Consider the following 23,748-nt stretch of genomic DNA (forward strand, 5'->3'; position numbering starts at 1 on the left):
TGTTTCAGCATTATCCAACTCAGGAGCTGAACGTACCACCATTGGATTTTGAATCTACGCTTTTCATTTGTTCAGGGTATCCGTAAGTACCGTGCTCACTGATATCCAGACCCATTGTTTCTTCTTCTTCAGTGACACGGATGCCCATGATCGCTTTCATTCCACCCAGAATAATGAAGGACATTACCAGTACGAAGGCAAAAGCACCCGCCAGACCTAGAAGTTGTACCCCCAATTGGTGGAAGCCACCGCCATAGAACAGACCCGCTTGACCTACACCCGCATTCTCGGCAAGTTCAGGAGTAGCGAACAAACCTGTGGAGATCGCACCCCACATACCCGCAATACCATGTACGGAGAAAGCGTAGATTGGATCGTCAATTCCTTTACGATCGAAGTACTGTGCTGTGAAGAATGTGATGACACCCGCCAAAGCACCGATAACCAGCGCTGCCCAAGGCTCAACGAATGCACATGCTCCTGTAATCGCAACGAGTGCCGCAAGCACACCGTTTAACATGCTAGGAATATCTGACTTACCAAGTACTGCCCACGAGATTAACAGCGCAGCAACACCACCTGCCGCTGCAGCTACGTTAGTAGTCAATGCAACATAACCGAAGAATCCATCCCCCATGGCAGATAACGTACTACCTGGGTTGAATCCAAACCAACCGATCCAGAGGATGATAACCCCGAGTACGGAATACACTTGGTTATGACCTGGAATGATGTTAGGTTTGCCGTCTTTGTTATATTTACCAATACGTGGTTTCAACAAGATGGTAGCTACCAACGCTGCAGTCGCACCCGTTAAGTGAACAACCGTCGATCCTGCAAAGTCTTGCATACCCAGCTCAGCCAACCAGCCGCCGCCCCATACCCAGTGAGCAACAACCGGATACATAATAATGGTATACAATGTACCAAACACGATATATACGCTCATCTTTGCACGTTCAGCCATACCACCGCAGGCAATGGCCAGAGATACCGCCGCAAAGGCGAGGTGGAATACAAATTTGATAGTCAGTGGAACATCGGAGAAAGCCAGTGATTCGAAGGAAGCAGCCATACTGTCTCCACTTAGGAAGAATCCGGTAGTTCCAAAAAATCCATTACCATTACCGAAGCCTAGACCAAAACCCAATCCCCAGAAGGCAATAACGGAAATCCCTAATGTCAGGATGGTCTTACCTGCAATGTGTCCTGCATTCTTCATCCGTGTTGAACCCGCTTCGAGTAAAGCAAATCCCCCTTGCATCAAGAACACGAGTACAACAGCCAAAAACGTAAAGGCTGAGTTCAAACCGCTTTGAAGTTCAATGTTAGTTGGACCCTCCGCAGCCGCAAATGCGCTGACCGGAAAAGCGAACAAAGTAAGCATTACTAACATGGAAACCAACCATTTCTTTCTCATATACCCCACTCCCTCTTATGTTAAGTTTCTTCACATAACGTGAAACTCTTAATGTCATTATAAGCAGAAGAGAGGAAAGTTGACAAGAGTATTTTCATCAAAACTGAAAATTATTTCTGGGAATAAAGTCATACGTCTTTTTCTTGCACTTAAGTACATAATCACATTCTATGAGTACATAGATATAGAAATGCGGTATCCTGATCGCCAAAGCATAACGTTTGACTGTACGGTTAAAGATCATGTATCATACTTATTAGTAAGAAAAATTGGGCGTAGTATAGAAATTCGCAACTGGAAACTACAATTCCCTACATTTGAACTTGCAAGCGAGGTGAATATCATTGGGGATATGAAACTTTTTCGGATTGGCGAACTCGCCAAGACCGCTGGTGTTAGTGAACGGACGATTGATTATTACACAAAGCTTGGACTGATCGCTCCCGAAGAACGCACACAAAAAAATTATCGTCTCTATAGTAATGAAACTTTAACGAGGCTTGAACGTATTGTACAGATGAAACAAGAGAAGTATAGTCTCGACGAGATTAAGCAATCTCTTGAGAAGTGGCGTCTGGTTAGTACAGAAGAACAAGTTGCCAGCAAATTGACAACATTAGAGCTTCATGTACAACAACTTGAGCGAGAGGTTAACGAACTCAAACCGCTACTTGGAGAGATGAAACCTGTACAAGCACGCAAAATGATGGCAGGCCTTCTCACCAAAAGTGCCGGTACAATGGAGGCACTTAAAATCTTGCTTGAGAACACCATGATGTAGCTTATTTCAGAAAGCGGAGGAATGAATATGAGTTTTAATAACGGTATGTTCGTATTGATTATTATCGCCTTTTTGCTCTCTTTATGGGCGCAATTTCGCGTTAAAGGTACGTTTAGACGTTGGTCGGAGGTCCCGAACCAGAATGGAATGACTGGTTACGATGCCGCTCGCCACATGCTGGATGCTAACGGGCTGCATGATGTTCCCATTGAACCTGTACGCGGCACACTTTCTGACCACTACGATCCCATCAATCGGGTTGTACGGTTATCAGAACCAGTATATTATGAAAACTCAATCTCAGCTGTTTCGGTAGCCTGCCATGAAGTTGGTCATGCCATTCAGCATAAAGAAAGTTACCCGATGCTGGCACTGCGTCACCGGATCTTCCCCATTGTGAATTTTGCATCCGGATTAGCTCCATTCCTGCTGATTGCAGGATTCCTCTTCAATGCCATGAACCTTGTAGGGATCGGTATCATCTTCTTCTCTGTAACTGTAGCATTCCAACTCATCACGTTACCGGTTGAGTTCAATGCGAGTAACCGCGCTAGAGAAATTATGGTATCTGAAGGGTACATCCGTAACGAAGAAGAAAAAGGTGTTGCAAAAGTCCTGAACGCCGCAGCCTTGACTTACGTCGCTGCAGCGTTGATCTCACTGCTTGAGTTGATTCGTTACATTGGAATCTTCAACAGCCGCGATTAATTGCATAGCTCATACAACACAAACAATACCCCACCGTTAATCGGATGGGGTATTGTTCTGTTGTAAACCAAAATAATGAAGCAAAAATGAACGAAAGGACTGGGCAACCAGCGGCAACTTGTCATCTGCACGATGAATTAACCCAATGGTCCGTGTTACTTTTGGATGGGAAATGGCGACATGTGCCGGTTGCAACGGGTTTGTCTGGAATAGCGCCATCTCAGGCAGGAGGCTGACCCCCATGCCCGCAGCGACCAATCCGCGGATCGTGTCGGTCTCTTCCCCTTCAAAAGCAATTTTGGGTGTAAAACCAGCTTCCAGACAGGCATGCCACACAATAGGACGAAGAGAATAACCTTTGCTAAACAATACAAATTTATCATCCTTGAGTTGTTCAAGCGCAATGGTCTCTTCACCAGCTAACGGGTGATTCGGAGGAAGGATGGCATGTAATTCTTCCGTGAGTACAATATCACCAGACACTTGATCATGCTTCTCTGGAAAAGGAGAAATGAATGCCAAGTCTACCTCTCCCGATAACACGTCACGAATCAATGTAGGGAACATCCCCTGCTTGAATCTGAATTTCACGTTAGGGTAGCGCTGACGAAAAGCAGCTACAACGGAAGGAATGAGATGAATCCCCAGGCTATGCGGGAATCCAATGCGGATCTCCCCATGCTCCGGGTCAAGAAACTCATGAACTTCCCCGACTGCTTTGTCCAAATCTTTTAATATACCTTCAATTCGTTTGCAAAAAAGCTGTCCTACTGCAGTCAACTGCAGGTTTCGCCCCTTTTGCATAAAAAGGTCCACGCCCAGTTCTTCTTCCAGCTGATGAATCTGACGACTCACCGCCGACTGTGCCACATGCAGCTCTTCAGCAGCCTGTGTTACATGTTCCTTCTGTGCCACTTTCAAAAAGTAATGCAACTGTCTTAATTCCACTCGTCCTGATCGCTCCAATCTGTTATACCCTACTTATCCTGGACTGCATTCCATCTTGAGAACGTTCTGACTACCGCTTTAAGCTGCGAGGTTTCCACAACCTGATCAACAGTCCGTAAATAAAGAATCCACCCAACAATCCTCCGAGGTGCGCCATCCAATTGATGCCCGACATCGCGAAAGAGAATATGATCCCGAACAAAAGCAGCGTGTACATCGTTTTGCGCGAAGCCTCGTCCATCATCGTTCGCTGGAACAGCGCTACATACAGGAATGCACCATAGACGGCATAGATCGCTCCAGAAGCACCTACGGAGATGGTGATACTTCCAATCGAGTTGTACCATGCAACAGCAAGGATATTACCCAATACACCACCACCCAGATACAATACACCATACCTTACCGACCCGAGCAAACGTTCCATTGGTGGTGCGAATACAATTAACGCAAAGCTGTTAAACAATAAATGACTGAAGCCCGCATGCAGAAAGATCGATGTAATGTAACGCCACCACTCCTGTGCGAACAGTTCATGATTCGTAAGTGCCCCGAATTTCAGCAGCACCATATTGTTCGTTGAGCCACCGTTCACCGTTAACACAATAAACATCACAACATTGGCAATTAAAAAAATCGACGTCAAAGGGAAATACTTCAGATAACCTTTCCAGTTCTCATAGCGAATAAATATCATAAATTTCTTCTTTCACTCCACCCTGTTCAGATCGGACTTAATCTCTGATCCATCGTAATGGTACATGTCCGAATTGGACAATGCCTTTCATAAAAGATTATAATGGATTTTGGCACGGATCACCAATTTATAAGGAGGAACATTATTATGACACAAGAACGTACAGGCGCAGCCACATTCAAAGGCAACCCTATTACATTGATCGGACCCGAACTGAAAGTGGGCGATCAAGCACCTGATTTTACCCTGAGCAAAAACCTGGTTGAAGATGCTTCCCTGAAAGACTTCGCAGGCAAAATTAAATTAATCAGCGTTGTTCCTTCACTGGATACTGGCGTATGCGATGCGCAAACTCGTCGTTTCAACGTTGAAGCCGGAGAACTCGGAGACAATGTTGTTGTCTTGACAGTAAGCGTTGACCTTCCGTTCGCTCAAGCACGTTGGTGTGGAGCAGCTGGTGTAGACCGCGTAGTTACATTGTCAGACTACAAAACACGTTCTTTCGGTGAAGACTATGGCGTTCTGATCAAAGAATTCCAACTCGACATGCGCTCCATTTTTGTTTTGGATGCCGAAGACCGGATTACATATGTGGAGTATTTGCCTGAAATGACAGACTCCCCTAACTTCGAACAAGCCATTGCTGCTGTAAAAGCTTTGCTGTAGAAGTTACCACACGTTCAGAACAAAAGCGAGGAAGGTTAACCTTCACTCGCTTTTTGTTATTTATCATCTATTTCAATCATTCGCTTTATACTTGCTTAGCTTCTTATCCAGAACAGAAAATAAATTCATAATCGTGCGATAATTGGAACCCAAATCTCCAAGCGAACCACGTGAAGCTGAATACATATCCACCGCACTGCGAACAGGACTTACCGAGATAATGGAAACTGTAATATCCATCGTCCGTCCAAAGGTAGTCCGCTTCTCCAGTATAACTTCTCCAACAGAAGGCACTTCGTGCAGCACTTTATAACCCGGAATTTTTTTGAGTGTTGAAGAAACCTCTTCCCAAGCTCTGTCTTTAGATAAGTTATAATACCGTGTTTTTAATTTGGGATCCTTGGCTCGATCGCTGGTCCCCTCCATGCTGCGGATGATACCGACGAGCGTTCTCTTTAAGGTCAAGACCCTTCCTCCTTTGATTGTAACCGTTCCATTTATGTATCTAAGTGTAACATTGTTCAAGTAGTAACAAAAGGGTAAGCATCATATTTATCACAAAACCAATCAAAAACAATCATCACAACTTAAAAACACCCTGAGATTCCTTCAGAAGAAGAGGGAAAGTCAGGGTGCTGTACATGAAAATTTAGGAACCCGCCTATGCCGTCCGGCTACATTGTCTTATGAACCTGCTTGGCAGGTGGGTGACCGCAAAAATGCTTTTTGAAGTCCCCATGTCGTATAGACAGGGCTTTTCAGCAACATTCTGTGTTGATCTCCCGAAGACATCATCATTGGTTCAAAACAACGAATAACCGAAACGTACATCGCAGGATGTACAATTATTATATCCCTAACTGTGTAAAAAGTAAATGGCGATTCATCATGTTTTATTTTTGCAATGTAATGTTTTTGTCGTCTGATGACTCAGATGTTTCACCATTCTCTGCTGATTGTTCAGCCAGCGCAGCAGCTTCCTCTTCTTCCTTCTTCAACTGCATCTTTTCCATCTGCTCCTGCATTTTGTTGAAGGTTGCGTAGAAGTTAAAGAACGCGAACCAGGCAATGATGCTGATAATGAAGAAGACGAACAAGACCGGATAACGGAAACCAATGTAGAACAGTAGTCCGCTTCCCAGCAATGTGGAAAATACACGGAATGGTCTGATCAGCGTTAACAGTACTGCATTTTTGATAATGAGTCCAATGGACATGTGATAATGTACAACCATTGAGAAAAAGTTAAAGAGTGATACAAATAACAAGAGAAGCAGCACAAGCATGATGATTCCCACGAGCTGCATGTTGCGGAACTGGGTCATGTACACCGTATAATCCAGATACATGATCGCGAACAACAATGTGTAAAAAATGCCCCCGATTAAACTTTGTTTGTAGTTTTCTTTGTAACCTACAAAGAACGTACGGAAGATCGGCACATCCGTATCTCCCATATTCCATTTACGAACAACCGTAAACAGCGCCGACGTCGCCGGGAATAGTGTAAGCGGTGCCACAATGGCTATAGCCCAGTTCATTTGCAATGATTCGTTGGCGAGGTTCTGCTGCATAACGAGCAGTTTCATAATCAAGAAAAACAAGAACGGAGACGAACAAATAGCCCACAACAGATTGGTTGCGGCCAGTCTCGTAATCCACTCTGTAAGCCGGTAGATCCCACCCATAGCTCCTTTAAATTCCAAACATTTCTCCTCCTCCGCAGCCTTGCGTATTACCTGAAGTCTAATATTAATATACCTTATTATAGATAGGAAAAGCCAGTACTTCCCGAAAAGAGATCAGCTCCGCCTTTGACCAGTGCTTTGCATAATCAGAAAAAAAAGAAAATAGCCATCTAAAAATAAAAAAAATGGAGCAGTTGCCTGCTCCATTTCAAGTTCACACATTTATATTACTCGAAAGAGGAATCTTTTGCTGGACGACGTCCTTCGTTGGAGCTTGGACGAGGTTTGCGGTCACGGTTGTAACCACCTTCTCTGCTTCCGCCACCAGTGCTGCTGCCGCTGTTACGATCACGGTTGTAGCCACCACGTCCGCCGCCACTGCTGTTGCGATCACGGTTGTAACCACCACCACTGCCGCTGCTGCGGTTACCGCTATAGCCAGATGGTTTACGTCCGCCAGAGCGAACATCCGGTTTGCGACGCTTCGCACGGATTGGATCTTCAGGAGTCAGGTCAACTTGAGCATCTTTTTTGTCACCTGTCAGGAGCTTCAGAGCAGCCGACAACAGTTGAACAGAATCATATTGCTCAAGCATTTGAATCGCGATACCTTTGTATTCGTTCAATTCGCCCGATTGTACGATTTCCAGCAAGCGTTCTGCTGTCAAACGTTGTTTTCCTTCAACAGCTTCTGCCATTGTTGGCAGTGGTTTACGCGGAATACGGTGACGTGTTACACGCTCAATGAAGTGCAAGTGATCAATCTCACGCGGTGTAACGAAGGACCAAGCAGCACCCTCTTTACCCGCACGACCTGTACGACCGATACGGTGAACATAGCTCTCCGGATCTTGCGGAAGGTCAAAGTTCACAACGTGAGTTACGCCGGATACATCGAGACCACGTGCAGCTACGTCTGTTGCAACGAGTACATCAATGCTGCCGTCACGGAACTTACGCATTACTGTATCACGTTGATTCTGGGAAAGGTCACCATGGAGACCATCAGCAGAATATCCACGTTTTTGCAGAGCTTCAGCCAATTCATCAACACGACGTTTGGTACGTCCGAATACGATCGCCAGTTCAGGAGATTCCATATCCAGCAAACGGCTAAGTGCTTCGAATTTTTGACGCTCAGGAACTTCAATGTAAGCTTGGTCGATCAATGGTGCACTTACTTGTTTAGGAATTACAGATACGTGTTCAGGGTTGTTCAAGAATTGTTGAGCCAATTTTTGAATGTTAGGAGGCATTGTTGCTGAGAACAGCATCGTTTGACGCTCGTCTGGTACTTGTTTCAGGATAGACTGAATATCCTCCATGAAACCCATATCGAGCATTTCATCTGCTTCATCCAATACAACAGTTTGTACATCATCAAGTTTGATTGTTTTGCGGTTGATGTGGTCAAGGAGACGTCCAGGTGTACCAATGATAATTTGTGGTTTTCTTTTCAATGCGCGAATCTGACGAACGATATCTTGTCCGCCATAGATTGGCAGGGAGCGCAGACCTTTGAAGCGAGTGAGTTTTTCGATCTCTTCAGCAACTTGGATTGCAAGTTCACGTGTAGGTGCCATAATGAGGGCGCGGATTTTTTCGTCACTTTTGGTGATTTTGCTGATCAATGGAATACCGAATGCAGCTGTTTTACCAGTACCCGTTTGTGCTTGACCAATCAAGTCTCTTCCTTCAAGCGCCAAAGGAATTGATTTGGATTGGATTGGTGTTGCTTCTTCAAACCCGAGCTCAGTGATGGCTTGCAGCACCAGCGGTTCAAGATTGAAATCTGTGAAATTTAAATTTGTCAAAATTATTCATACTCCTTTTATATGGTGGACATGGTGGACAATCCACTTTGTTGTCTGTATTCTTAAGTAGCGTTAATATTTATAGGGTATCCCAACTGGGCAAATTATTTTCATCAATGATTATAATTCCATGAATGGGCCCCCAACATAAGACTAAAACTACATACATGTGTTTGAAACATTTCAAATTTTATCGTTCCATTTGGGAAAAGTTTCCTACTCAAGAATATCCACAAATCATTATATCACAAAACAATTCAAGATTACCAGCAATCTGGTTTTAAATATAAATGAGGTGATTAAATTGCCCAAAATAATTTGGCACTCTTTAGTGATCATTTTGGGTGCCGCAGCTATTGCTTGCGGCTTTAACTGGTTCTTGGTCCCCCATCAGCTTTTAAGCGGCGGGGTGTCCGGTATTTCAATGCTTCTGGGTTATTTTACAACGTTGAATCTTAGTATAATGTATTTTGTTCTTAACATTCCCCTGCTCATTGCAGGTTGGTTTATTCTTGGACGTCGTTTCATTACATTAAGTATTCTCTCGGTAGCAGCCACTTCTTGGTTCATTGCGCTTCTGCCTGTTTTTGCTGTGGCTACAGACCCTTTGCTTAGTTCTGTATTTGGCGGTGTACTCATTGGAATGGGCACTGGCGTTTCCTTCCGCGTCGGCGGCTCCACAGGAGGACTCGATATTGTTGGGTCCATTTTCACACGTAAACGAGACTTTCCGATTGGTACAGTGATGGCCGGCATGAACGGTTCGATTATTATGCTTGCAGGATACCTGAGTGACAATTGGAATACAGCCTTGGCCTCCATGGTATCCATTTACATCACGGGCAAGGTGCTTGATCTGATCCATATCAGTCATGTCAAGGTAACCCTGTATATTATCACAAACGAAACCGAAGCCATGTTAAAAAAATTACTTGTTCGGCCTCGTGGAGTTACCAAAATTAAGACTCAGGGAGCATACACGGATATTGAAAAGGACATGCTCATGACCGTTACCACCCGCTACGAGCTGGTTGAAATTAAACGAATTATCAAGGATACCGATCCAAATGCTTTTGTTAACATAGTGGAAACGGTTGGTGTTATGGGCTCATTTCGCAGAAGTTAAGACACCTGTACGGTTAACAATTCACAACATTGTGGTATAATAACGGTGTACGGCTCCTAAATATGTTGTATAGCAGGTTCAACCCTTCAATTTCACAGGCCATATGCTTTCCCGAATGCACCGAATGACTTACCATTTTGGAATTCGAGTAGGAAAGGGTGATTAATGTGGATATGGAAACGGTAAAACTGTTTGAAATTGTCAACAGATGGTGCCCGGAAATGCTCCCTTTCTTGAAACCGAATGAACTCGACTCACTGATTGTCCTCCGGGATGGGCTGGGCATCCTGGAACAGGGAGACGCAATGGAAATCATTCAGTACAGTATTTGTGAGCATCAAAATGAGATTTACATTCAATAATTTTTTTCAGATTGATCACGCCGCTTTTTGCAGGGGATTTCCTTTGCAGGAAGCGGTTTTCATTTTTTCCATGTGTTTCATTACTTGCTTAATATGGTTAAAAGCCCGGAGGCTTTAATGTATAATTCATATATGGAATGCACATAAGGGAGTGGACATGAATGAACATGTTTTTGGCTTTATTGGCTATGGCCTTTGGAAGCTTTGGTGGTACCCCCGCAGCAGCGGATCAGGGAAATCCCCAGTTCCAATCGTTAACCAACAGTTTTAACACCGCAATCATCCAATCTCAAAAAGATCAGGTCGTTATTGATGCCGATAACCCACCTGCCAAAATGGATCCTCAACCTGACGCACCTGTGGTCAAAGGTATTTACGTCACAGCCTACAGCGCTGGCGGCGCACGTATGAAAGAATTGCTGGAACTGACAGACAGTACCGAACTGAATGCCATGGTCATTGATATCAAAGACGATCTCGGATACATAACTTATCCCACAGAAAACAAAGCGCTACAGAAAATGGGCAAATCCCAACCCTTTATTCGAGATATCGATGCCTTGATGAAACGGCTGCAAAAACACGATGTCTACCCGATCGCACGTGTCGTTGTATTCAAAGATACGATTCTTGCCAAGAAGAATCCAGAGCTTTCCTTCCGAAATAAGGATGGATCCGTATGGGCCAATGGCAAAGGCGACAGCTTCGTGAATCCGTACAGCAAGGAAGTGTGGGACTATAATATCGAGATTGCAAAGGAAGCGGCCAAACTTGGATTCAAAGAAATTCAATTCGACTACGTTCGTTTCCCGGAAGGTTTCGAAACTCGGGCCGACATACTGAAATATACCAAGTCCGACAAGTCACGGGTCGATGTTGTAGCTGAATTCGTGCAATATGCACGCAAGGAGCTCGCACCGTTAGGTGTTCGTGTCTCGGTTGATATTTTCGGTTATGCCGCTTCTGTACCTGCAGCTGAAGGCATTGGACAAGATTTTGTGAAAATATCCGAAAATGTGGACGTCATCTCACCCATGGTATACCCTAGTCACTATTCAACGGGATGGTATGGAGTGAAGGACCCTGACAAAGATCCTTACACCACCATCAAGGGCTCCATGGAAGACACACACAAGAAACTGGACCCTACCAAAGAGCTCAAACCCGTCATTCGTCCGTGGATTCAGGACTTCACGGCAAGTTGGCTCGGAAGTGGGCATTATATCAAGTATGGCAAGAAACAAGTGGAAGACCAGATTAGAGCGATGAAAGACATGGATGTGCATGAATATCTGCTCTGGAATGCGTCCAATCGTTATACATCCGGTGTACAATATGAGTAATCCGCACTTTTGCATATCTTTGTATTCATCCAACCTCGCTCCGCTTCAGGCGGAACGAGGTTTTTTATGCTTGCCTTTCTCGATTGTGCCTCTCTTCTGCTTCTGTCCCTATTCAAATCGAACAAAATCCACTACAATGAATAGCTGTCCAGATATGACACTTGGATGACATCACTTTAGAATAGCGAGGCACTGCCAGTGAACATGAACACAACAAGTTTTTCACAAAAAGTGAAGCAATTCCTGATTATATTTTTGCCCATCTTCACCACTCAAATCGCCCTCTCTGCCATGTCGTTCTTCGATACGAATATGTCAGGCAAGTTTTCCCCGGCCGACCTTGCAGGTGTTGCGATTGGCACAAGTCTGTGGATGCCAGTTCAAACTGGACTAAGCGGCATTCTAATTGGCATAACCCCCGTTGTATCTCATCTGTTAGGTTCCAAACGTAATGATCAGATCGGATATAACGTCATACAGGCGTTGTATCTTGGCATTGCTGTCAGTCTAGTCGTTATTGGAGCCGGGGCCTTGTTACTTGGCCCTATACTGAACGGAATGCCTCTGGAACCCCACGTTGCTCAAGTGGCCTTTTATTTTCTGTGTGCACTCGCTTTTGGCATTATCCCGCTCTTCGGATATACCGTGCTGCGCAGCTTCATGGATGCACTGGGCCAGACGCGAACGACAATGTTCATTACACTGGTCTCGCTGCCCGTTAATATCTTGCTGAATTACCTGCTGATATTCGGCCGCTGGGGCTTTCCTCAATTGGGCGGCGTTGGTGCTGGAGTCGCTACAGCTTGTACGTACTGGCTCATCTTTCTCATTAGTCTATTTTTTGTCCATCGGATGGAGCCTTTCGCCCAATACAGTATTTTCCGTCAGTGGACCCGCGTATCCCTGGCCAAATGGAAAGAGTTACTCAAGATCGGGGTTCCGATTGGATTCGCGACTTTTTTCGAAACGTCCATCTTCGCTGCGGTGACTTTAATGATGAGCCGATTTGATACCACAACGATCGCTGCCCATCAGGCGGCTCTGAACTTCGCTTCTACGCTCTACATGCTGCCTGTGAGCATATGTATGGCTCTTACGATCCTTGTAGGTTTTGAGGCAGGTGCAGGGCGTCTGAAAGATGCCAAACAGTACAGTCTGCTCGGCATTGGTGGAGCCATCGGACTCTCCCTGCTGACAGCCATCGTGTTGATTGTGTTCGGTGAACAGATTGCAGGTGTGTACTCAAACGATCGAGAGGTCATTGCACTTACGCAACATTTCCTCATTTACGCCATTTTCTTTCAGATCTCGGATGCCATTGCAACACCGACCCAGGGAGCATTGCGTGGCTACAAAGATGTGAATCCGGCACTAATCATTACGTTCATAGCTTATTGGATTATTGGCTTGCCTGTTGGTTATCTAACGGCTACATATACTTCTCTCGGTGCCTTTGGATACTGGATCGGGCTCATTGCCGGCCTTGCTGTAGGAGCAACAGCGCTTCTCTGGAGACTCTTTCGGATACAAAAACATGCCGCACTGCGCAAGGCGTAACATTAATATTCACTTCCGTAAAAACGTAAAACAACAAAAAGAGCACAATCCTCGTTCATGCGGGATTGTGCTCTTTGCTTATGAATCGAATTATTGGGACAAACGTTGTGCAAGCTCGTAAGTCTCCATATCAAAATCTTTTTTCGTGTTAACGACTTTATCAATATCCGTCAGGGTAAGTTCACCCTTGATAATGCCACAACCTTTGTCTGTCTCACCTGCGATCAGACTACGAACAGCGAAGTCGCCCAGACGGCTCGCCAGGTTACGGTCGAAAGGTGTTGGCGTACCCCCACGCTGAATATGACCCAGAACGGTTACACGCGGCTCATATGTCGGGCAACGTTCCATCAGTTCTTTCGCCACATCCTCACCCTTGCCCACGCCTTCTGCAACGATGATAATACTGTGACGTTTACCATGTGCAAAGTTAGCTTTCATCCGATCTGCCACTTCGTCCATGTCAAACGGAACTTCCGGCACAAGAATGGTTTCAGCACCCGAAGCAAGTCCGGCATGCAGAGCAATATCCCCACAGTGACGACCCATAACCTCAACGATGGAAGAACGTTCGTGTGAAGACATCGTATCACGCAATTTGTTTACTGCGTCAACTACTATGCTTACAGCTGTATCAAATCCGATCGTATAGTCGGTGAATGAAATATCATTATCAATTGTTCCTGGCAGACCCATTGTGTTAATGCCCAGTTTGCTCAGTTTGTTTGCTCCGTTGTAGGAACCGTCTCCACCGATAACAACCAGACCGTCAATGCCACGTGCACGCAGAATGTCCGCACCTTTTTGCTGGCCTTCAGCTGTGTAGAACTCCTTGCAACGTGCCGATTGAAGAACCGTTCCCCCACGTTGGATGATATCCCCTACACTCCGCAAATCCATTGGGAAAATGTCATTATTCAAGAGACCTTGGTATCCACGTTGAACTCCATATACTTCGAGACCGTGAAACAGTCCGCTGCGAACAACCGCACGAACGGCCGCGTTCATCCCCTGTGAATCACCACCGCTCGTTAACACTGCGATTTTCTTTACTGCTGTCATGATGTTTCTTCCTCCTCTAGTTTCACTTCAGGCTCCGCAATTACACCTGACTTACATATTTTTCCGTATCCAGCGACTGAAAATGAAGAAAAATATTCTCGTCATCGGACTATTCTTCATCAGACGTTTGGATACGACGCGAACTTCCTGCTGTTCGCTGACTTTGGGATCAGACAGGTAAATGGCAATCAGTCCTTCGATGATCATCCGGTGAAAGGAGCTTCCCGGGATCTTCTGCACATCGCTGCGTGCCATCTCCACAATAAAAGCAATTCTGTCCAGCATGGTCTCTACATTCTCATAATAGTTGCAGAAGTTGAGATCTCCCCCGATGCGGTCCTCATCCTGATCAATTAAATAATCGAGCATAATGTGCAATGCGCATACATGTGGGAAATAGGCCGTGTGGATCGAGGCCGCTTGCTCTTCAGTCAACTGATCGTCACTCGCAGCCAGAAACAGCATGAAAACGCCCAGTGTAGAGCCAGTCGCAGCAGCAAATTCGTTCCAACGAAACTGAGGTGTACGATGACGATGCTTCGACCACCATTCGAGCAGTGCCGTTTCTCTCAGTTCCGGCTTGATATGCTTATATACCTGCAGGTCCGTGTATAGGCCTGCCAGATCCTGAATTTGGGGCTTGGCGGACGCATAGCCTGGTAACTGACGGGTCAGTTCCTGACATGTGGTCACCAGATTCCGCAGATATCCACCGTCATCCTGCTCCTCACGGAGGGCATAATAATTGACGGGAATGGCTTCGGGATCTACCGCATCAAGCATAGATTGATGGAGAAGACGAAAGTCATCCGGGTCCATCGATGTGCTGCGGTCGCACAGATTGTCCAAATAATCACTAATAGTCTGATATGAAACGATCAGCGGAATCAGAATGTGTCTGTTGGGCAAATCAGCTAATGCGTAGACGGTTCCGCCTTCACAATGAAACTGTTTATCCTTTAGACTGGCAAGTGCCTGCGTACGCAATTCCTCATTCGGAATTGCCTCAGCCTGAGCACGCCATCCATTCAATGCCTTCCGTGTTTCCGGAATGGTGTATTTGTACACCCCTCTCATCAATGCCAGCGGTCCACGCGGATATTGATGACGTTTTCGATTTGATTGGCTCAAAATAAATGTGCCTCCACTTGGTTGAATACGTATTAGAGCGATTTTTAACCATTCCTATTATAATATGATCCCCTTAATTGTACAAATGATCTGCCGCATATTCCGCACAAAAAATCGCATCCGCGCTCAAAGCTTTGTGATATACTAGGCATATTTCATCCATCAAAGGAGTCGTTGACATGTCGTCAAGTGAATCACTTTCGTGGAGACGGTTATTTTCTTTTTTTGTGCCACTTGGCATTTCCGCCTCTCTCGTCACCATTTCTCACGTCATTATAAACAGTACATTAGCACGTTCCGCTCATCCCGAGACGGTGATTGCCAGCTATGCCATCGCCGGTAGCTTGTTAACCCTCACGGAACGCCCCTCCACCCTGCTGCGGCAAACCTGTTCCGCACTGGTTCGCGATCGCCTATCCTTTCAGGCCCTCACGTTTGTGACCAAAATATTTCTTGCCTGTGTACTTCTTATTGGTTTTCTGATCGTTTATTCTCCCGTGGGTACCGGGGTGTTCAAATATCTGTTTGGTGTAAGTCCTGATCTGCTGAACAAAGTCATCGACGTATATGAAATTCTCATGTATGTGAGTATCTTCTCAGTGATCCGCAACATCTATCAGGGGATCATCATTACGAATAACCGAACCAAGTGGTTAACCATCGGCATGATATTCCGTTTAGCCGGCATGTACGGCCTATCCCTGTATTTTATCTACACAGACAGCATTGACAGTGGACGTGTAGGCGCTATCATTTTTGCTGCGGGCATGATGATTGAAGCGTTGGTCAGCTTTTTGGAGGGAAACAGCATCAAGCGCCAAATGCCAGCCAAACTTGAGGATCATCCCGTCGAGAGCAGGGGAGACGTGTTTCGCTTTTATAAACCGCTGCTGCTATCCAGCTTTGTAGCCCTGTTTATAGGCCCCGTCATTAACATCGTACTTGGCAAAACGACCGGGATTGCACTGGCCATTTCATCGTTTGCCATAGCAAGCAGTCTGATGCAGTTGATGCTAAGCTTCTTTACATACATTCATCAGATCGTGCTCAATTTCTACCTTGTGGACGCCAAACTGGTACGAAAATTTGCACTTGTCACCGGATTTATTCCGTTTGCAATGATGGTGTCGATTGCCTATACCCCCTTGGGACCATGGGTACTCGAAAATGTCATGAGCGTTCAGGGCGAACTGTTGAAACAAAGCCTGTGGACACTGCGTGCGTTCGTGTTATTTCCGCTGATCTTCCCTTTTCTGGATTTCAGCAATGGCATCATTCTGCTTCGCGGTCAGACAAAAACGATGTTTCGTTCGCAAACGGCGAATGCAATCTGCACGGTAATCGTTCTGCTTATACTTGTTAGTATTTTCCCTGCATGGAACGGCATGATTGGCGCTGTAGCCCAATCCCTTGGCCTGCTAGCCGAACTTATTATTGTCTGGCTTGTCATCCGGCGTACACAGCAGGAACCTACAATGTCCACACCACCTACTGGTAAATCATCCTCCCTAAAAGGGTAATAAAATTATTGAACTGTTATCAGGATTGGAGTCTCTCATCATGAAATTAGGTCATAACGCCCGCCCGGATCAGAACTGGCTGCGGGCTCTCATGTTCACCATTTTCGGTTCCACCGTTCTAGTGGTTTCCTACTTCCAGCTTTACTTCAGTCATCTTGGCTTCAGTCGGGCTGAGATTGGTTATCTCTACGGCATTGGTCCTCTCATCTCCGTGTTCTCCAATATGTTCTGGAGCATGGCCAGCGACCGTTACCAAACAGTACGCAAAGTGATGATCATTCTGCTTGGTGGTCAATTGATTACAGGAGTCATGCTCGCCAATGCAACAACCTTCGGTCAGGTATTTGTACTTGTCACCCTGTTTTACTTTTTCTATTATCCGGTCTATCCACTCTCGGATACGATGGCGATTACAACGGCCAGCAAGTACGGTCGAAATTTCACTTCCATTCGAGTCTTCGGATCGATCGGATATGCCTTCTTTGCATTAAGTATCGGGTATTTCCTTGGATCTTTTGGTCCAGCCTGGACGATCTGGGTTTGCGTTGGTCTTGCTGCCACTACACTGTTAATCAGTTTTCAATTGAAGGATCAACCTTCGGGAAGTAGTAGCAAAATGGATCTATCGGGGCTATGGTCTATTTTGAAACGCAGAGAGGTTCTCACCTTTTTTGGCTGTGTATTTTTGCTTGCCATGGGACATCGGATGAACGAAGCTTTTCTTACCATCACGCTGAAAGAGCTGGGTGCCAGTGAAGGGCTGATCGGTTGGTCTTTGCTGATCTCTTCTGTAAGTGAGATTCCCATATTTCTGCTGCTCAGCAAGTATGGAAACCGTTATAAGGAACTGCCGCTCATTGCTTTTGCTGCGCTGATGTACACAGTTCGTTTGCTTCTGATGTCCATATCCGATACACCAGCAGCTGTCGTTGCCATTCAGACGATGCACAGTGTGACCTTCGGTATTTTCTACGTTACGGCAGTCCGTTATATCATTCGTCTGGTTCCGGACGGTTACAGGGCTACGGGTATGGCTTTGTTCACCATTGTCTGGTCTAGTGCTTCGGGACTGCTTAGTGGAACGTTGGGTGGACTGTTGCTGGAACACGCGGGCAGACAAACCTTCTATCTGACCGCTATGGCGTTCTCTCTGGCTGCACTGATCGGTTTCGGATTAAAGTTATGGTCCAGCATGACCAATCGTGTGTCTTGAACACACAAGACACGTGCACTATCTTCAACCGTGATTTACATCGTAAATTGAGAATCAAAAAAAGCACAGCCTCCCTTGGGGGACTGTGCTTGGGTTCTTAATATTCAGCTACAAATTTATCATGTATAAGAAGTCCGTTGACCGGATAAATTCTTACAGTTTGTTTACGTTAGCTGCTTGAGGACCACGGTTTCCATCAGTAATTTCGAATTCTACCGCTTGACCTTCTTCCAATGTTTTGAAGCCGTCTCCTTGGATTGCGGAGAAATGTACGAATACGTCCTCGCCGCCTTCAACTGAAATAAAGCCATAGCCTTTTTCTGCGTTAAACCATTTAACTGTACCTTTCAAATGAAAAACCTCCTAAAAATATCGCCATCTATGGCGAATATCCTCATTATACTGTATGGGCTTCCATTTTGCAATTTATCTTTCCATAAATGTCGAAAAAATTTGCTTTGAATCGTAGGGTACGGTATCATTTTACCAAAACCGTTAGTTTGGAGACTACCTATGATAAAAAAACATGAAATATACAAAACAGACAAGTGGAATATGATGACCGTAGAAGTTCAAGGCAAATATCTCGTACTGCGAGAAATTTCGGAAGAGTGGGGCGAAGAATGCCATACTTTCCTTAGTCGTCCTGCCTTAATGCACTGGGCTGAACGCCGTTTCCCAAAAGCAGATTTTGAAAACCGTGAGGATGAATGGCGTCAATTGATGGCTGCCTTCAAAGGGGTCTAACCCATGCAGCTTGACTCAAGCAATGTCGTCATTTTTATTATCCTTGCCTTCTCCCTTGGTATTGTGCTTATTCTGGGACGCAATTCTATCCCGGATCGACTAAGACGTGGAATGGCGCTTATTGCTACCCTGCTCATTTGTTTCGCCTTTTTCCTGATCGTTTATTTTCTGTATAACATGGGAACCTAATCACAAAGAACCGTGATACTCAAATATTTCAGCGTGCCTAAGGTCATACTATACGAGATTATTCGTATTGTAAGGAGGAAGGCCATTGAAATACCAGAAATCGCTATCTGTTATACTGGTACTTAGTCTGATTCCTTCGTCTCTCTCCGCACAGGCAAGCGAGACGAAGGCAGCTTCGTCCAACCATTCATCAGATTATCAAAGGAGGATTTCCATGAGTCAATTATTGAAACGTTCCGAGGTGCCGGCTGAGCATAGCTGGAAACTGGAAGATTTATTTGCCGATCAGAAAGCCTGGGATCAGGAATATGAAGAAGTATCGTCTTTGACCAAGAAGGCCTCCGAATTTCAAGGTAAACTGGGTCAACCTGATGTACTCAAATCTTGCTTCGAGTTCGAAGATGAGATCAGCCTCAAAATAGAACGCCTTTTTGTATACGCACGTATGCATCAAGATGAAGACACAGCTAATCCTACATATCAAAACCTGTCCCAAAAAGCCCAGAAATTAGGCGTACGGGTTGGTGAAGCACTCTCTTTTGTCACTCCAGAGATTCTCTCCCTTCCGGATGATCAGTTGGACGCGTTTATCGCCAACGAAAAACTCTCTGCTTATACGTTTACTCTTGAAGAGATGAAACGGGAAAAAGCGCATGTCCTTAGCCAAGCCGAAGAGGCTTTGCTTGCACAGGTAGGCAACCTTTCACAAGCACCACAGACCATCTTCAGCATGCTGAATAACGCCGATCTCAAGTTTCCAAGAATCAAGGATGAACATGGTAACGAAGTTGAACTGACACATGGCAGCTACATTCAGTTCCTTGAGAATCCTAATCGTGAAGTTCGCGAACGTGCCTTCAAAGCGGTATATGAAACCTATGCCAAACAGAAGAACACGATTGCGGCTGCCTTGAATGCAAATGTAACCAAAAATATGTTCTATGCTAATGTTCGGAAGTACCCTTCCGTGATGGATATGTCCTTATATGGAGACAACATCCCAACGGATGTGTATACGAATCTGGTAGACACGATTCACGAGAGCCTTCCATTATTGCATCGTTATATGGACCTGCGCAAAAAGTTACTGGGTGTGGATCAATTGCATATGTACGACCTGTTCGCTCCACTCGTAGACGAGTACAAAATGGATATTACCTATGAGGAAGCCAAACAAACGGTCAAAGAAGGTCTGAAACCACTGGGCAAGGACTATGCAGATGCATTGCAGACTGGATATGATAACCGCTGGATCGATATATACGAGAATGAAAATAAACGCTCAGGCGCATATGCCTGGGGCGCGTACGGCACTCACCCGTATGTCTTGTTGAATCACAAAGATAACCTGAACAGCATGTTCACCCTTGCTCATGAAATGGGTCACGCTCTGCATTCACATTACTCGGATACAGCACTTCCGTATCGTGATGCCCAGTACACCATCTTCCTAGCTGAGGTTGCATCCACAACCAACGAAGCGTTATTGATGGATTATCTGCTTAACAAATCAACAGATCCAAAGGAAAAATTGTATCTGTTAACTTATTACGCAGACCAATTCCGTACAACGGTATTCCGTCAGACCATGTTTGCTGAATTTGAGAAAATCATTCACGAACGCGCGGAACAAGGTGAAGCATTAACACCACAATTGTTATCCGAGATCTATTATGATCTGAACGTTAAATATCATGGTAAGGACATGGTTGTTGACAAAGATATTGAGATGGAATGGGCTCGTATTCCCCACTTCTATAACAGCTTTTACGTATATAAATATGCTACTGGCTTCTCCGCAGCGACCAGCTTCTCCAAGCAAATCCTGGAAGAGGGCCAGCCGGCTGTTGACCGTTATCTCGGTTTCCTGAAGAGCGGGGGCAGTGACTACTCCATTAACATTCTGAAAAAGGCAGGCGTGGATATGTCTACACCACAGCCAATTCGTGAAGCCATGAGTGTGTTCAAGGAATTGATTGAACAGATGGAGGAACTAACCAAGTAAGGTTAACGTTCCATGTGACCTGCATCCCTTGCCCGTTGGGCAAGGGATTTTACAATCAATGCAAGATGCAATATACCCGAATATGGGTAAATGCATACTAGTTCTCAATTGTTCAACAAGGAGGCAACACCATGAAAATGCAATGGGCGCTCATAGCAGGTCTTGTTTTTGCACTGCTCACAGGAATCTTTGCGGTTATTAATGTAGATTCCGTACAAGTTAACCTGTTGTTTAACACCGTTCAAATCCCGCTGATTTTGCTGATTCTCGGTTGCACCCTGATCGGTGGAATTATTGTAGGTTCATATGGCATCTATCGCCAATACCGACTGCAACGCGAGAACAAGCAGTTGAAATTGCGTGTATCTGAATTGGAAAGTTCGGCGGCAACAAGCAACTCTTCGTTTGATTCTTTCAAATCGATGGATTCGCTTGATTCAACTGAACAAGACAGCCTATTGGACAATGATTCGATCCAGAGTCAGCGCAAAGGAAACCCTACGGGGACATTGTAACCAACAGAATCAGCCTGCTGGCGAGTCAGGAATGGTAGTATCACATTCACTCCCCCAGACAGGCTGTATTTTGTTTCATACCATACCCACGTTTCAAGGAGGAAATTACACAATGAGTTATACCATTGATGAATCTTACGTTCTATCTTTTCTGAAAAAATTGCTGGATACACCAAGTCCAAGCGGCTACACCCATCATATTATCGAGATGATTAGCCAAGAAGCTCAATCACTGGGCATCACTTGTGAGCTCAATAACAAGGGAGGTGCCGTGCTTACTTTGCCAGGGCAGGATTCATCCAAGACGATTGCTCTGAGTGCCCATGTGGATACGCTAGGGGCTATGGTACGCTCCATTACATCCTACGGCACCTTGAAATTGACTTCTGTCGGTGGATTTTCCATGCAAAGTATCGAAAACGAATATTGCAGCATACATACTCGGGACGGAAAGACATACACAGGCACCATTCTCTCCCTTCACCCGTCTGTACATGTATATCCAGATGCACGTACCTTTGAACGGACCGAGAGCCATATGGAAGTGCGAATTGATGAAGTTGTCTCCTCCAAGGAAGATGTGTTGAAACTCGGGATCGCTGTTGGTGACTTTATCTCCTTTGATGCTCGCGCAGTCATTACCCCAAGCGGTTATATTAAATCACGGCATCTGGACGACAAAGCCAGCGTAGCTGCCCTATTTGGCATCCTTGAGTCTGCACACCGCGAAGGCTGGAAACCATTACATAACGTCTCTCTGCTCATCTCTAACTACGAAGAAGTCGGACACGGCGCATCGTATATCCCTGCGGAAATCAGTGAAATGATCGCAGTAGATATGGGAGCCATGGGTGACGATCTCAGTTGCAAAGAGACTGACGTTTCCATATGTGCCAAAGATTCTTCAGGCCCGTATGACTACGATATGACCAGTCGTCTCATTGAACTGGCCAAACAAGATGGGTTGGATTATGTCGTCGACATTTATCCCCAATATGGCTCCGATGGCAGTGCAGCATTACGCGGAGGAAACAACATTCGAGCAGCACTGATCGGTCCGGGTGTTCACGCATCTCATTCCATGGAGCGCACACATAAGGATGCTGTCTTGAATACGGCACGCTTGCTCGCTGCCTACATTACAAAGAAGTAAAACAGAATCATCCATCTACGAAAAAATCGTGAATAACATCCATATGTACGTTTAAGCAAAAGGACACTTCCAAGCACAACCATTCGGTGCGATCGGAAGTGTCCTTTGCTGTCCTATCTCTTAATCTGCCTGTTCCACATAGGCATGATATTTATGCTCCAAACGCTCTAACTCTGCCCTGTGGTCACGCATTTCATTGCTTAACACATGCATGGTCTGACGAACCGCACTCAGTCCATCTTTCACCTGACGTTCGGCTTTACGAATTTTGTCCTGAACCATCCAGTCCACAAAGAGGTTATCAAAGAAATAGTCTGCGAAAGAAAGCAGACCTCCCAGATGCAGATCCGCATGTACTGCCATCTCTACATCCTCCAATTCCTTTTGAAAACGTCGTAGACGCTTTCCTGCATCCATAATGGCGACCTGAGCGTCATCCATACGTCCCCGCTTGATATGTGTGGAGATTACCCCACCACCCATCATGTCATATATGCCCCAATTACCTGCCGAAGCCAAAGCCTTCTCGGCACGTTCAAGGGCATAGATCAGGTATTCCCCTTCCCGGAAAGCTTCGTCCAGTTCCTGAAGTTCACTCGCCAGATGTTCCCGATTTTCAGCCATGTGTTGCAATTCAGCATCCTGGTCCAGCAGACGACCTTCCTTCTTCCCCCACAGAGCGTTGTAATCGCTTTGCCAGTATTGATACTGCCGCCCGCCCTCCAACTCCTGCTCCACATGAATTCGTTGCTCCTGTACGTCTTGTAACATGCGACAAGCGGTATCGTATGCAGCCTTGCTTTCCATCAGTTCGAGTTCTTCCTTCTCCAGCCGCTCCGTCTTCTTGCCAATCAGCTGATAGAAAAATGCTGCCAATGTCATACTGTTCAGTCGATCAACATCTTTCTGCTCCTTCTGGAGATGCTCCTGACGACGTTTTACCTTTGCTTCCCATTCGGTTTCTTCCGTTTGAAGTTTCTCCAGACGCTTGGTCCATTTCTCGTAAATTCTCCCCTTTTCCTTGAGTACCGCCAACTGTTCATTGATCTCTTTATACATAAGTATGGTGTTCTCTCCCTTCTATGGAATTCTTTACTTATACA

At 45.5% G+C, this 23,748-nt stretch carries 24 protein-coding genes and 1 other RNA gene; 14 read left to right on the forward strand and 11 right to left on the reverse strand.

Features of this window, described 5'->3' with window-relative positions; all coding sequences use genetic code 11:
- Nucleotides 1-19: 19 nt before the first annotated feature.
- Complete coding sequence (locus MKY73_RS19555; protein WP_339303108.1) at nucleotides 20-1,420, reverse strand: ammonium transporter; 1,401 nt, start codon at nucleotides 1,418-1,420, stop codon at nucleotides 20-22.
- Nucleotides 1,421-1,772: 352 nt separating this feature from the next.
- Here MKY73_RS19555 and MKY73_RS19560 point away from each other — a divergent pair, with 352 nt between their 5' ends.
- Nucleotides 1,773-2,201, forward strand: a complete 429-nt coding sequence (locus tag MKY73_RS19560) for a MerR family transcriptional regulator (protein WP_017689377.1) — start codon at nucleotides 1,773-1,775, stop codon at nucleotides 2,199-2,201.
- Between the two features lie 27 nt (nucleotides 2,202-2,228).
- Nucleotides 2,229-2,909, forward strand: a complete 681-nt coding sequence (locus MKY73_RS19565) for a zinc metallopeptidase (RefSeq protein ID WP_339303109.1) — start codon at nucleotides 2,229-2,231, stop codon at nucleotides 2,907-2,909.
- Nucleotides 2,910-2,945: 36 nt separating this feature from the next.
- On the opposite strand, the gene MKY73_RS19570 is transcribed toward MKY73_RS19565, so the two are convergent.
- Both MKY73_RS19570 and MKY73_RS19575 read right to left on the reverse strand, forming a co-directional pair.
- On the reverse strand, nucleotides 2,946-3,857 hold the full coding sequence (locus MKY73_RS19570; RefSeq protein ID WP_339303110.1) for a LysR family transcriptional regulator: 912 nt from the start codon (nucleotides 3,855-3,857) through the stop codon (nucleotides 2,946-2,948).
- A 70-nt stretch (nucleotides 3,858-3,927) separates the two neighbouring features.
- Complete coding sequence (locus MKY73_RS19575; RefSeq protein WP_253433339.1) at nucleotides 3,928-4,554, reverse strand: rhomboid family intramembrane serine protease; 627 nt, start codon at nucleotides 4,552-4,554, stop codon at nucleotides 3,928-3,930.
- A gap of 147 nt (nucleotides 4,555-4,701) precedes the next feature.
- On the opposite strand from MKY73_RS19575, the gene tpx reads away from it, so the two are divergent.
- On the forward strand, nucleotides 4,702-5,220 hold the full coding sequence (gene tpx / locus MKY73_RS19580; RefSeq protein ID WP_036609653.1) for a thiol peroxidase: 519 nt from the start codon (nucleotides 4,702-4,704) through the stop codon (nucleotides 5,218-5,220).
- Between the two features lie 72 nt (nucleotides 5,221-5,292).
- Here the strand turns inward: tpx and MKY73_RS19585 are convergent, their stop codons facing one another.
- The 4 genes from MKY73_RS19585 to MKY73_RS19600 all read right to left on the reverse strand — a co-directional run bounded on the left by MKY73_RS19585 (nucleotide 5,293) and on the right by MKY73_RS19600 (nucleotide 8,722).
- The gene (locus tag MKY73_RS19585; RefSeq protein WP_017689382.1) at nucleotides 5,293-5,685 is read right to left on the reverse strand and encodes a DUF1499 domain-containing protein; all 393 of its coding nucleotides are present in this window, start codon (nucleotides 5,683-5,685) and stop codon (nucleotides 5,293-5,295) included.
- 185 nt (nucleotides 5,686-5,870) lie between these two features.
- Nucleotides 5,871-6,062: non-coding RNA, 6S RNA (gene ssrS, locus MKY73_RS19590), on the reverse strand.
- A gap of 51 nt (nucleotides 6,063-6,113) precedes the next feature.
- Nucleotides 6,114-6,926, reverse strand: coding sequence for a DUF624 domain-containing protein (locus MKY73_RS19595; protein ID WP_339303111.1), 813 nt, complete (start codon nucleotides 6,924-6,926; stop codon nucleotides 6,114-6,116).
- Between the two features lie 209 nt (nucleotides 6,927-7,135).
- On the reverse strand, nucleotides 7,136-8,722 hold the full coding sequence (locus MKY73_RS19600) for a DEAD/DEAH box helicase (protein ID WP_339303112.1): 1,587 nt from the start codon (nucleotides 8,720-8,722) through the stop codon (nucleotides 7,136-7,138).
- A 304-nt stretch (nucleotides 8,723-9,026) separates the two neighbouring features.
- On the opposite strand from MKY73_RS19600, the gene MKY73_RS19605 reads away from it, so the two are divergent.
- From MKY73_RS19605 to MKY73_RS19620, 4 genes are all read left to right on the forward strand, one after another.
- A complete protein-coding gene (locus MKY73_RS19605; RefSeq protein ID WP_091017520.1) occupies nucleotides 9,027-9,848 on the forward strand; it encodes a YitT family protein in 822 nt (273 codons plus the stop codon).
- Between the two features lie 173 nt (nucleotides 9,849-10,021).
- A complete protein-coding gene (locus MKY73_RS19610) occupies nucleotides 10,022-10,210 on the forward strand; it encodes a hypothetical protein (RefSeq protein WP_029880762.1) in 189 nt (62 codons plus the stop codon).
- 161 nt (nucleotides 10,211-10,371) lie between these two features.
- A complete protein-coding gene (locus tag MKY73_RS19615; protein WP_339303113.1) occupies nucleotides 10,372-11,553 on the forward strand; it encodes a putative glycoside hydrolase in 1,182 nt (393 codons plus the stop codon).
- A gap of 204 nt (nucleotides 11,554-11,757) precedes the next feature.
- Entirely contained in the window at nucleotides 11,758-13,110 is a 1,353-nt protein-coding gene (locus MKY73_RS19620; RefSeq protein ID WP_339308668.1) for an MATE family efflux transporter, read from the forward strand.
- A 90-nt stretch (nucleotides 13,111-13,200) separates the two neighbouring features.
- Here MKY73_RS19620 and pfkA read toward each other — a convergent pair whose 3' ends face one another.
- Entirely contained in the window at nucleotides 13,201-14,172 is a 972-nt protein-coding gene (gene pfkA / locus MKY73_RS19625; RefSeq protein ID WP_253433325.1) for a 6-phosphofructokinase, read from the reverse strand.
- A 51-nt stretch (nucleotides 14,173-14,223) separates the two neighbouring features.
- Nucleotides 14,224-15,303: a tetraprenyl-beta-curcumene synthase family protein gene (locus tag MKY73_RS19630; RefSeq protein ID WP_339241170.1), complete on the reverse strand. Its 1,080-nt coding sequence runs from the start codon at nucleotides 15,301-15,303 to the stop codon at nucleotides 14,224-14,226.
- A gap of 179 nt (nucleotides 15,304-15,482) precedes the next feature.
- Here MKY73_RS19630 and MKY73_RS19635 point away from each other — a divergent pair, with 179 nt between their 5' ends.
- Both MKY73_RS19635 and MKY73_RS19640 read left to right on the forward strand, forming a co-directional pair.
- Entirely contained in the window at nucleotides 15,483-16,823 is a 1,341-nt protein-coding gene (locus MKY73_RS19635) for a multi antimicrobial extrusion protein MatE (protein ID WP_339303114.1), read from the forward strand.
- 40 nt (nucleotides 16,824-16,863) lie between these two features.
- Nucleotides 16,864-18,036: an MFS transporter gene (locus MKY73_RS19640; RefSeq protein ID WP_339303115.1), complete on the forward strand. Its 1,173-nt coding sequence runs from the start codon at nucleotides 16,864-16,866 to the stop codon at nucleotides 18,034-18,036.
- Between the two features lie 153 nt (nucleotides 18,037-18,189).
- On the opposite strand, the gene MKY73_RS19645 is transcribed toward MKY73_RS19640, so the two are convergent.
- Nucleotides 18,190-18,387: a cold shock domain-containing protein gene (locus tag MKY73_RS19645; protein WP_017689394.1), complete on the reverse strand. Its 198-nt coding sequence runs from the start codon at nucleotides 18,385-18,387 to the stop codon at nucleotides 18,190-18,192.
- Between the two features lie 162 nt (nucleotides 18,388-18,549).
- Here MKY73_RS19645 and MKY73_RS19650 point away from each other — a divergent pair, with 162 nt between their 5' ends.
- The 5 genes from MKY73_RS19650 (at nucleotide 18,550) to MKY73_RS19670 (ending at nucleotide 22,645) form a co-directional block, all read left to right on the forward strand.
- Entirely contained in the window at nucleotides 18,550-18,783 is a 234-nt protein-coding gene (locus tag MKY73_RS19650; RefSeq protein WP_017689395.1) for a hypothetical protein, read from the forward strand.
- 3 nt (nucleotides 18,784-18,786) lie between these two features.
- Nucleotides 18,787-18,972, forward strand: coding sequence for a hypothetical protein (locus tag MKY73_RS19655; RefSeq protein WP_047842378.1), 186 nt, complete (start codon nucleotides 18,787-18,789; stop codon nucleotides 18,970-18,972).
- Nucleotides 18,973-19,186: 214 nt separating this feature from the next.
- The gene (gene pepF, locus MKY73_RS19660; RefSeq protein WP_339303116.1) at nucleotides 19,187-20,977 is read left to right on the forward strand and encodes an oligoendopeptidase F; all 1,791 of its coding nucleotides are present in this window, start codon (nucleotides 19,187-19,189) and stop codon (nucleotides 20,975-20,977) included.
- 131 nt (nucleotides 20,978-21,108) lie between these two features.
- On the forward strand, nucleotides 21,109-21,492 hold the full coding sequence (locus MKY73_RS19665) for a lipopolysaccharide assembly protein LapA domain-containing protein (protein ID WP_339303117.1): 384 nt from the start codon (nucleotides 21,109-21,111) through the stop codon (nucleotides 21,490-21,492).
- A 112-nt stretch (nucleotides 21,493-21,604) separates the two neighbouring features.
- Nucleotides 21,605-22,645: a M42 family metallopeptidase gene (locus tag MKY73_RS19670; RefSeq protein ID WP_339303118.1), complete on the forward strand. Its 1,041-nt coding sequence runs from the start codon at nucleotides 21,605-21,607 to the stop codon at nucleotides 22,643-22,645.
- A 120-nt stretch (nucleotides 22,646-22,765) separates the two neighbouring features.
- On the opposite strand, the gene MKY73_RS19675 is transcribed toward MKY73_RS19670, so the two are convergent.
- Nucleotides 22,766-23,704, reverse strand: coding sequence for a hypothetical protein (locus MKY73_RS19675; RefSeq protein ID WP_339303119.1), 939 nt, complete (start codon nucleotides 23,702-23,704; stop codon nucleotides 22,766-22,768).
- Nucleotides 23,705-23,748 lie beyond the last annotated feature (44 nt).

The organism is Paenibacillus sp. FSL R5-0519, from assembly GCF_037974275.1.
GTDB lineage: Bacteria > Bacillota > Bacilli > Paenibacillales > Paenibacillaceae > Paenibacillus.

Bases quoted from the DNA above. Each gene is read 5' to 3' on its own strand.
- MKY73_RS19555 (WP_339303108.1), bottom strand. From the start codon at position 1,420: ATGAGAAAGAAATGGTTGGTTTCCATGTTAGTAATGCTTACTTTGTTC.
- MKY73_RS19560 (WP_017689377.1), top strand. From the start codon at position 1,773: ATGAAACTTTTTCGGATTGGCGAACTCGCCAAGACCGCTGGTGTTAGT.
- MKY73_RS19565 (WP_339303109.1), top strand. From the start codon at position 2,229: ATGAGTTTTAATAACGGTATGTTCGTATTGATTATTATCGCCTTTTTG.
- MKY73_RS19575 (WP_253433339.1), bottom strand. From the start codon at position 4,554: ATGATATTTATTCGCTATGAGAACTGGAAAGGTTATCTGAAGTATTTC.
- tpx (WP_036609653.1), top strand. From the start codon at position 4,702: ATGACACAAGAACGTACAGGCGCAGCCACATTCAAAGGCAACCCTATT.
- MKY73_RS19610 (WP_029880762.1), top strand. From the start codon at position 10,022: ATGGAAACGGTAAAACTGTTTGAAATTGTCAACAGATGGTGCCCGGAA.
- MKY73_RS19615 (WP_339303113.1), top strand. From the start codon at position 10,372: ATGAACATGTTTTTGGCTTTATTGGCTATGGCCTTTGGAAGCTTTGGT.
- MKY73_RS19620 (WP_339308668.1), top strand. From the start codon at position 11,758: ATGAACACAACAAGTTTTTCACAAAAAGTGAAGCAATTCCTGATTATA.
- pfkA (WP_253433325.1), bottom strand. From the start codon at position 14,172: ATGACAGCAGTAAAGAAAATCGCAGTGTTAACGAGCGGTGGTGATTCA.
- MKY73_RS19635 (WP_339303114.1), top strand. From the start codon at position 15,483: ATGTCGTCAAGTGAATCACTTTCGTGGAGACGGTTATTTTCTTTTTTT.
- MKY73_RS19640 (WP_339303115.1), top strand. From the start codon at position 16,864: ATGAAATTAGGTCATAACGCCCGCCCGGATCAGAACTGGCTGCGGGCT.
- MKY73_RS19650 (WP_017689395.1), top strand. From the start codon at position 18,550: ATGATAAAAAAACATGAAATATACAAAACAGACAAGTGGAATATGATG.
- MKY73_RS19655 (WP_047842378.1), top strand. From the start codon at position 18,787: ATGCAGCTTGACTCAAGCAATGTCGTCATTTTTATTATCCTTGCCTTC.
- pepF (WP_339303116.1), top strand. From the start codon at position 19,187: ATGAGTCAATTATTGAAACGTTCCGAGGTGCCGGCTGAGCATAGCTGG.
- MKY73_RS19665 (WP_339303117.1), top strand. From the start codon at position 21,109: ATGAAAATGCAATGGGCGCTCATAGCAGGTCTTGTTTTTGCACTGCTC.
- MKY73_RS19670 (WP_339303118.1), top strand. From the start codon at position 21,605: ATGAGTTATACCATTGATGAATCTTACGTTCTATCTTTTCTGAAAAAA.
- MKY73_RS19675 (WP_339303119.1), bottom strand. From the start codon at position 23,704: ATGTATAAAGAGATCAATGAACAGTTGGCGGTACTCAAGGAAAAGGGG.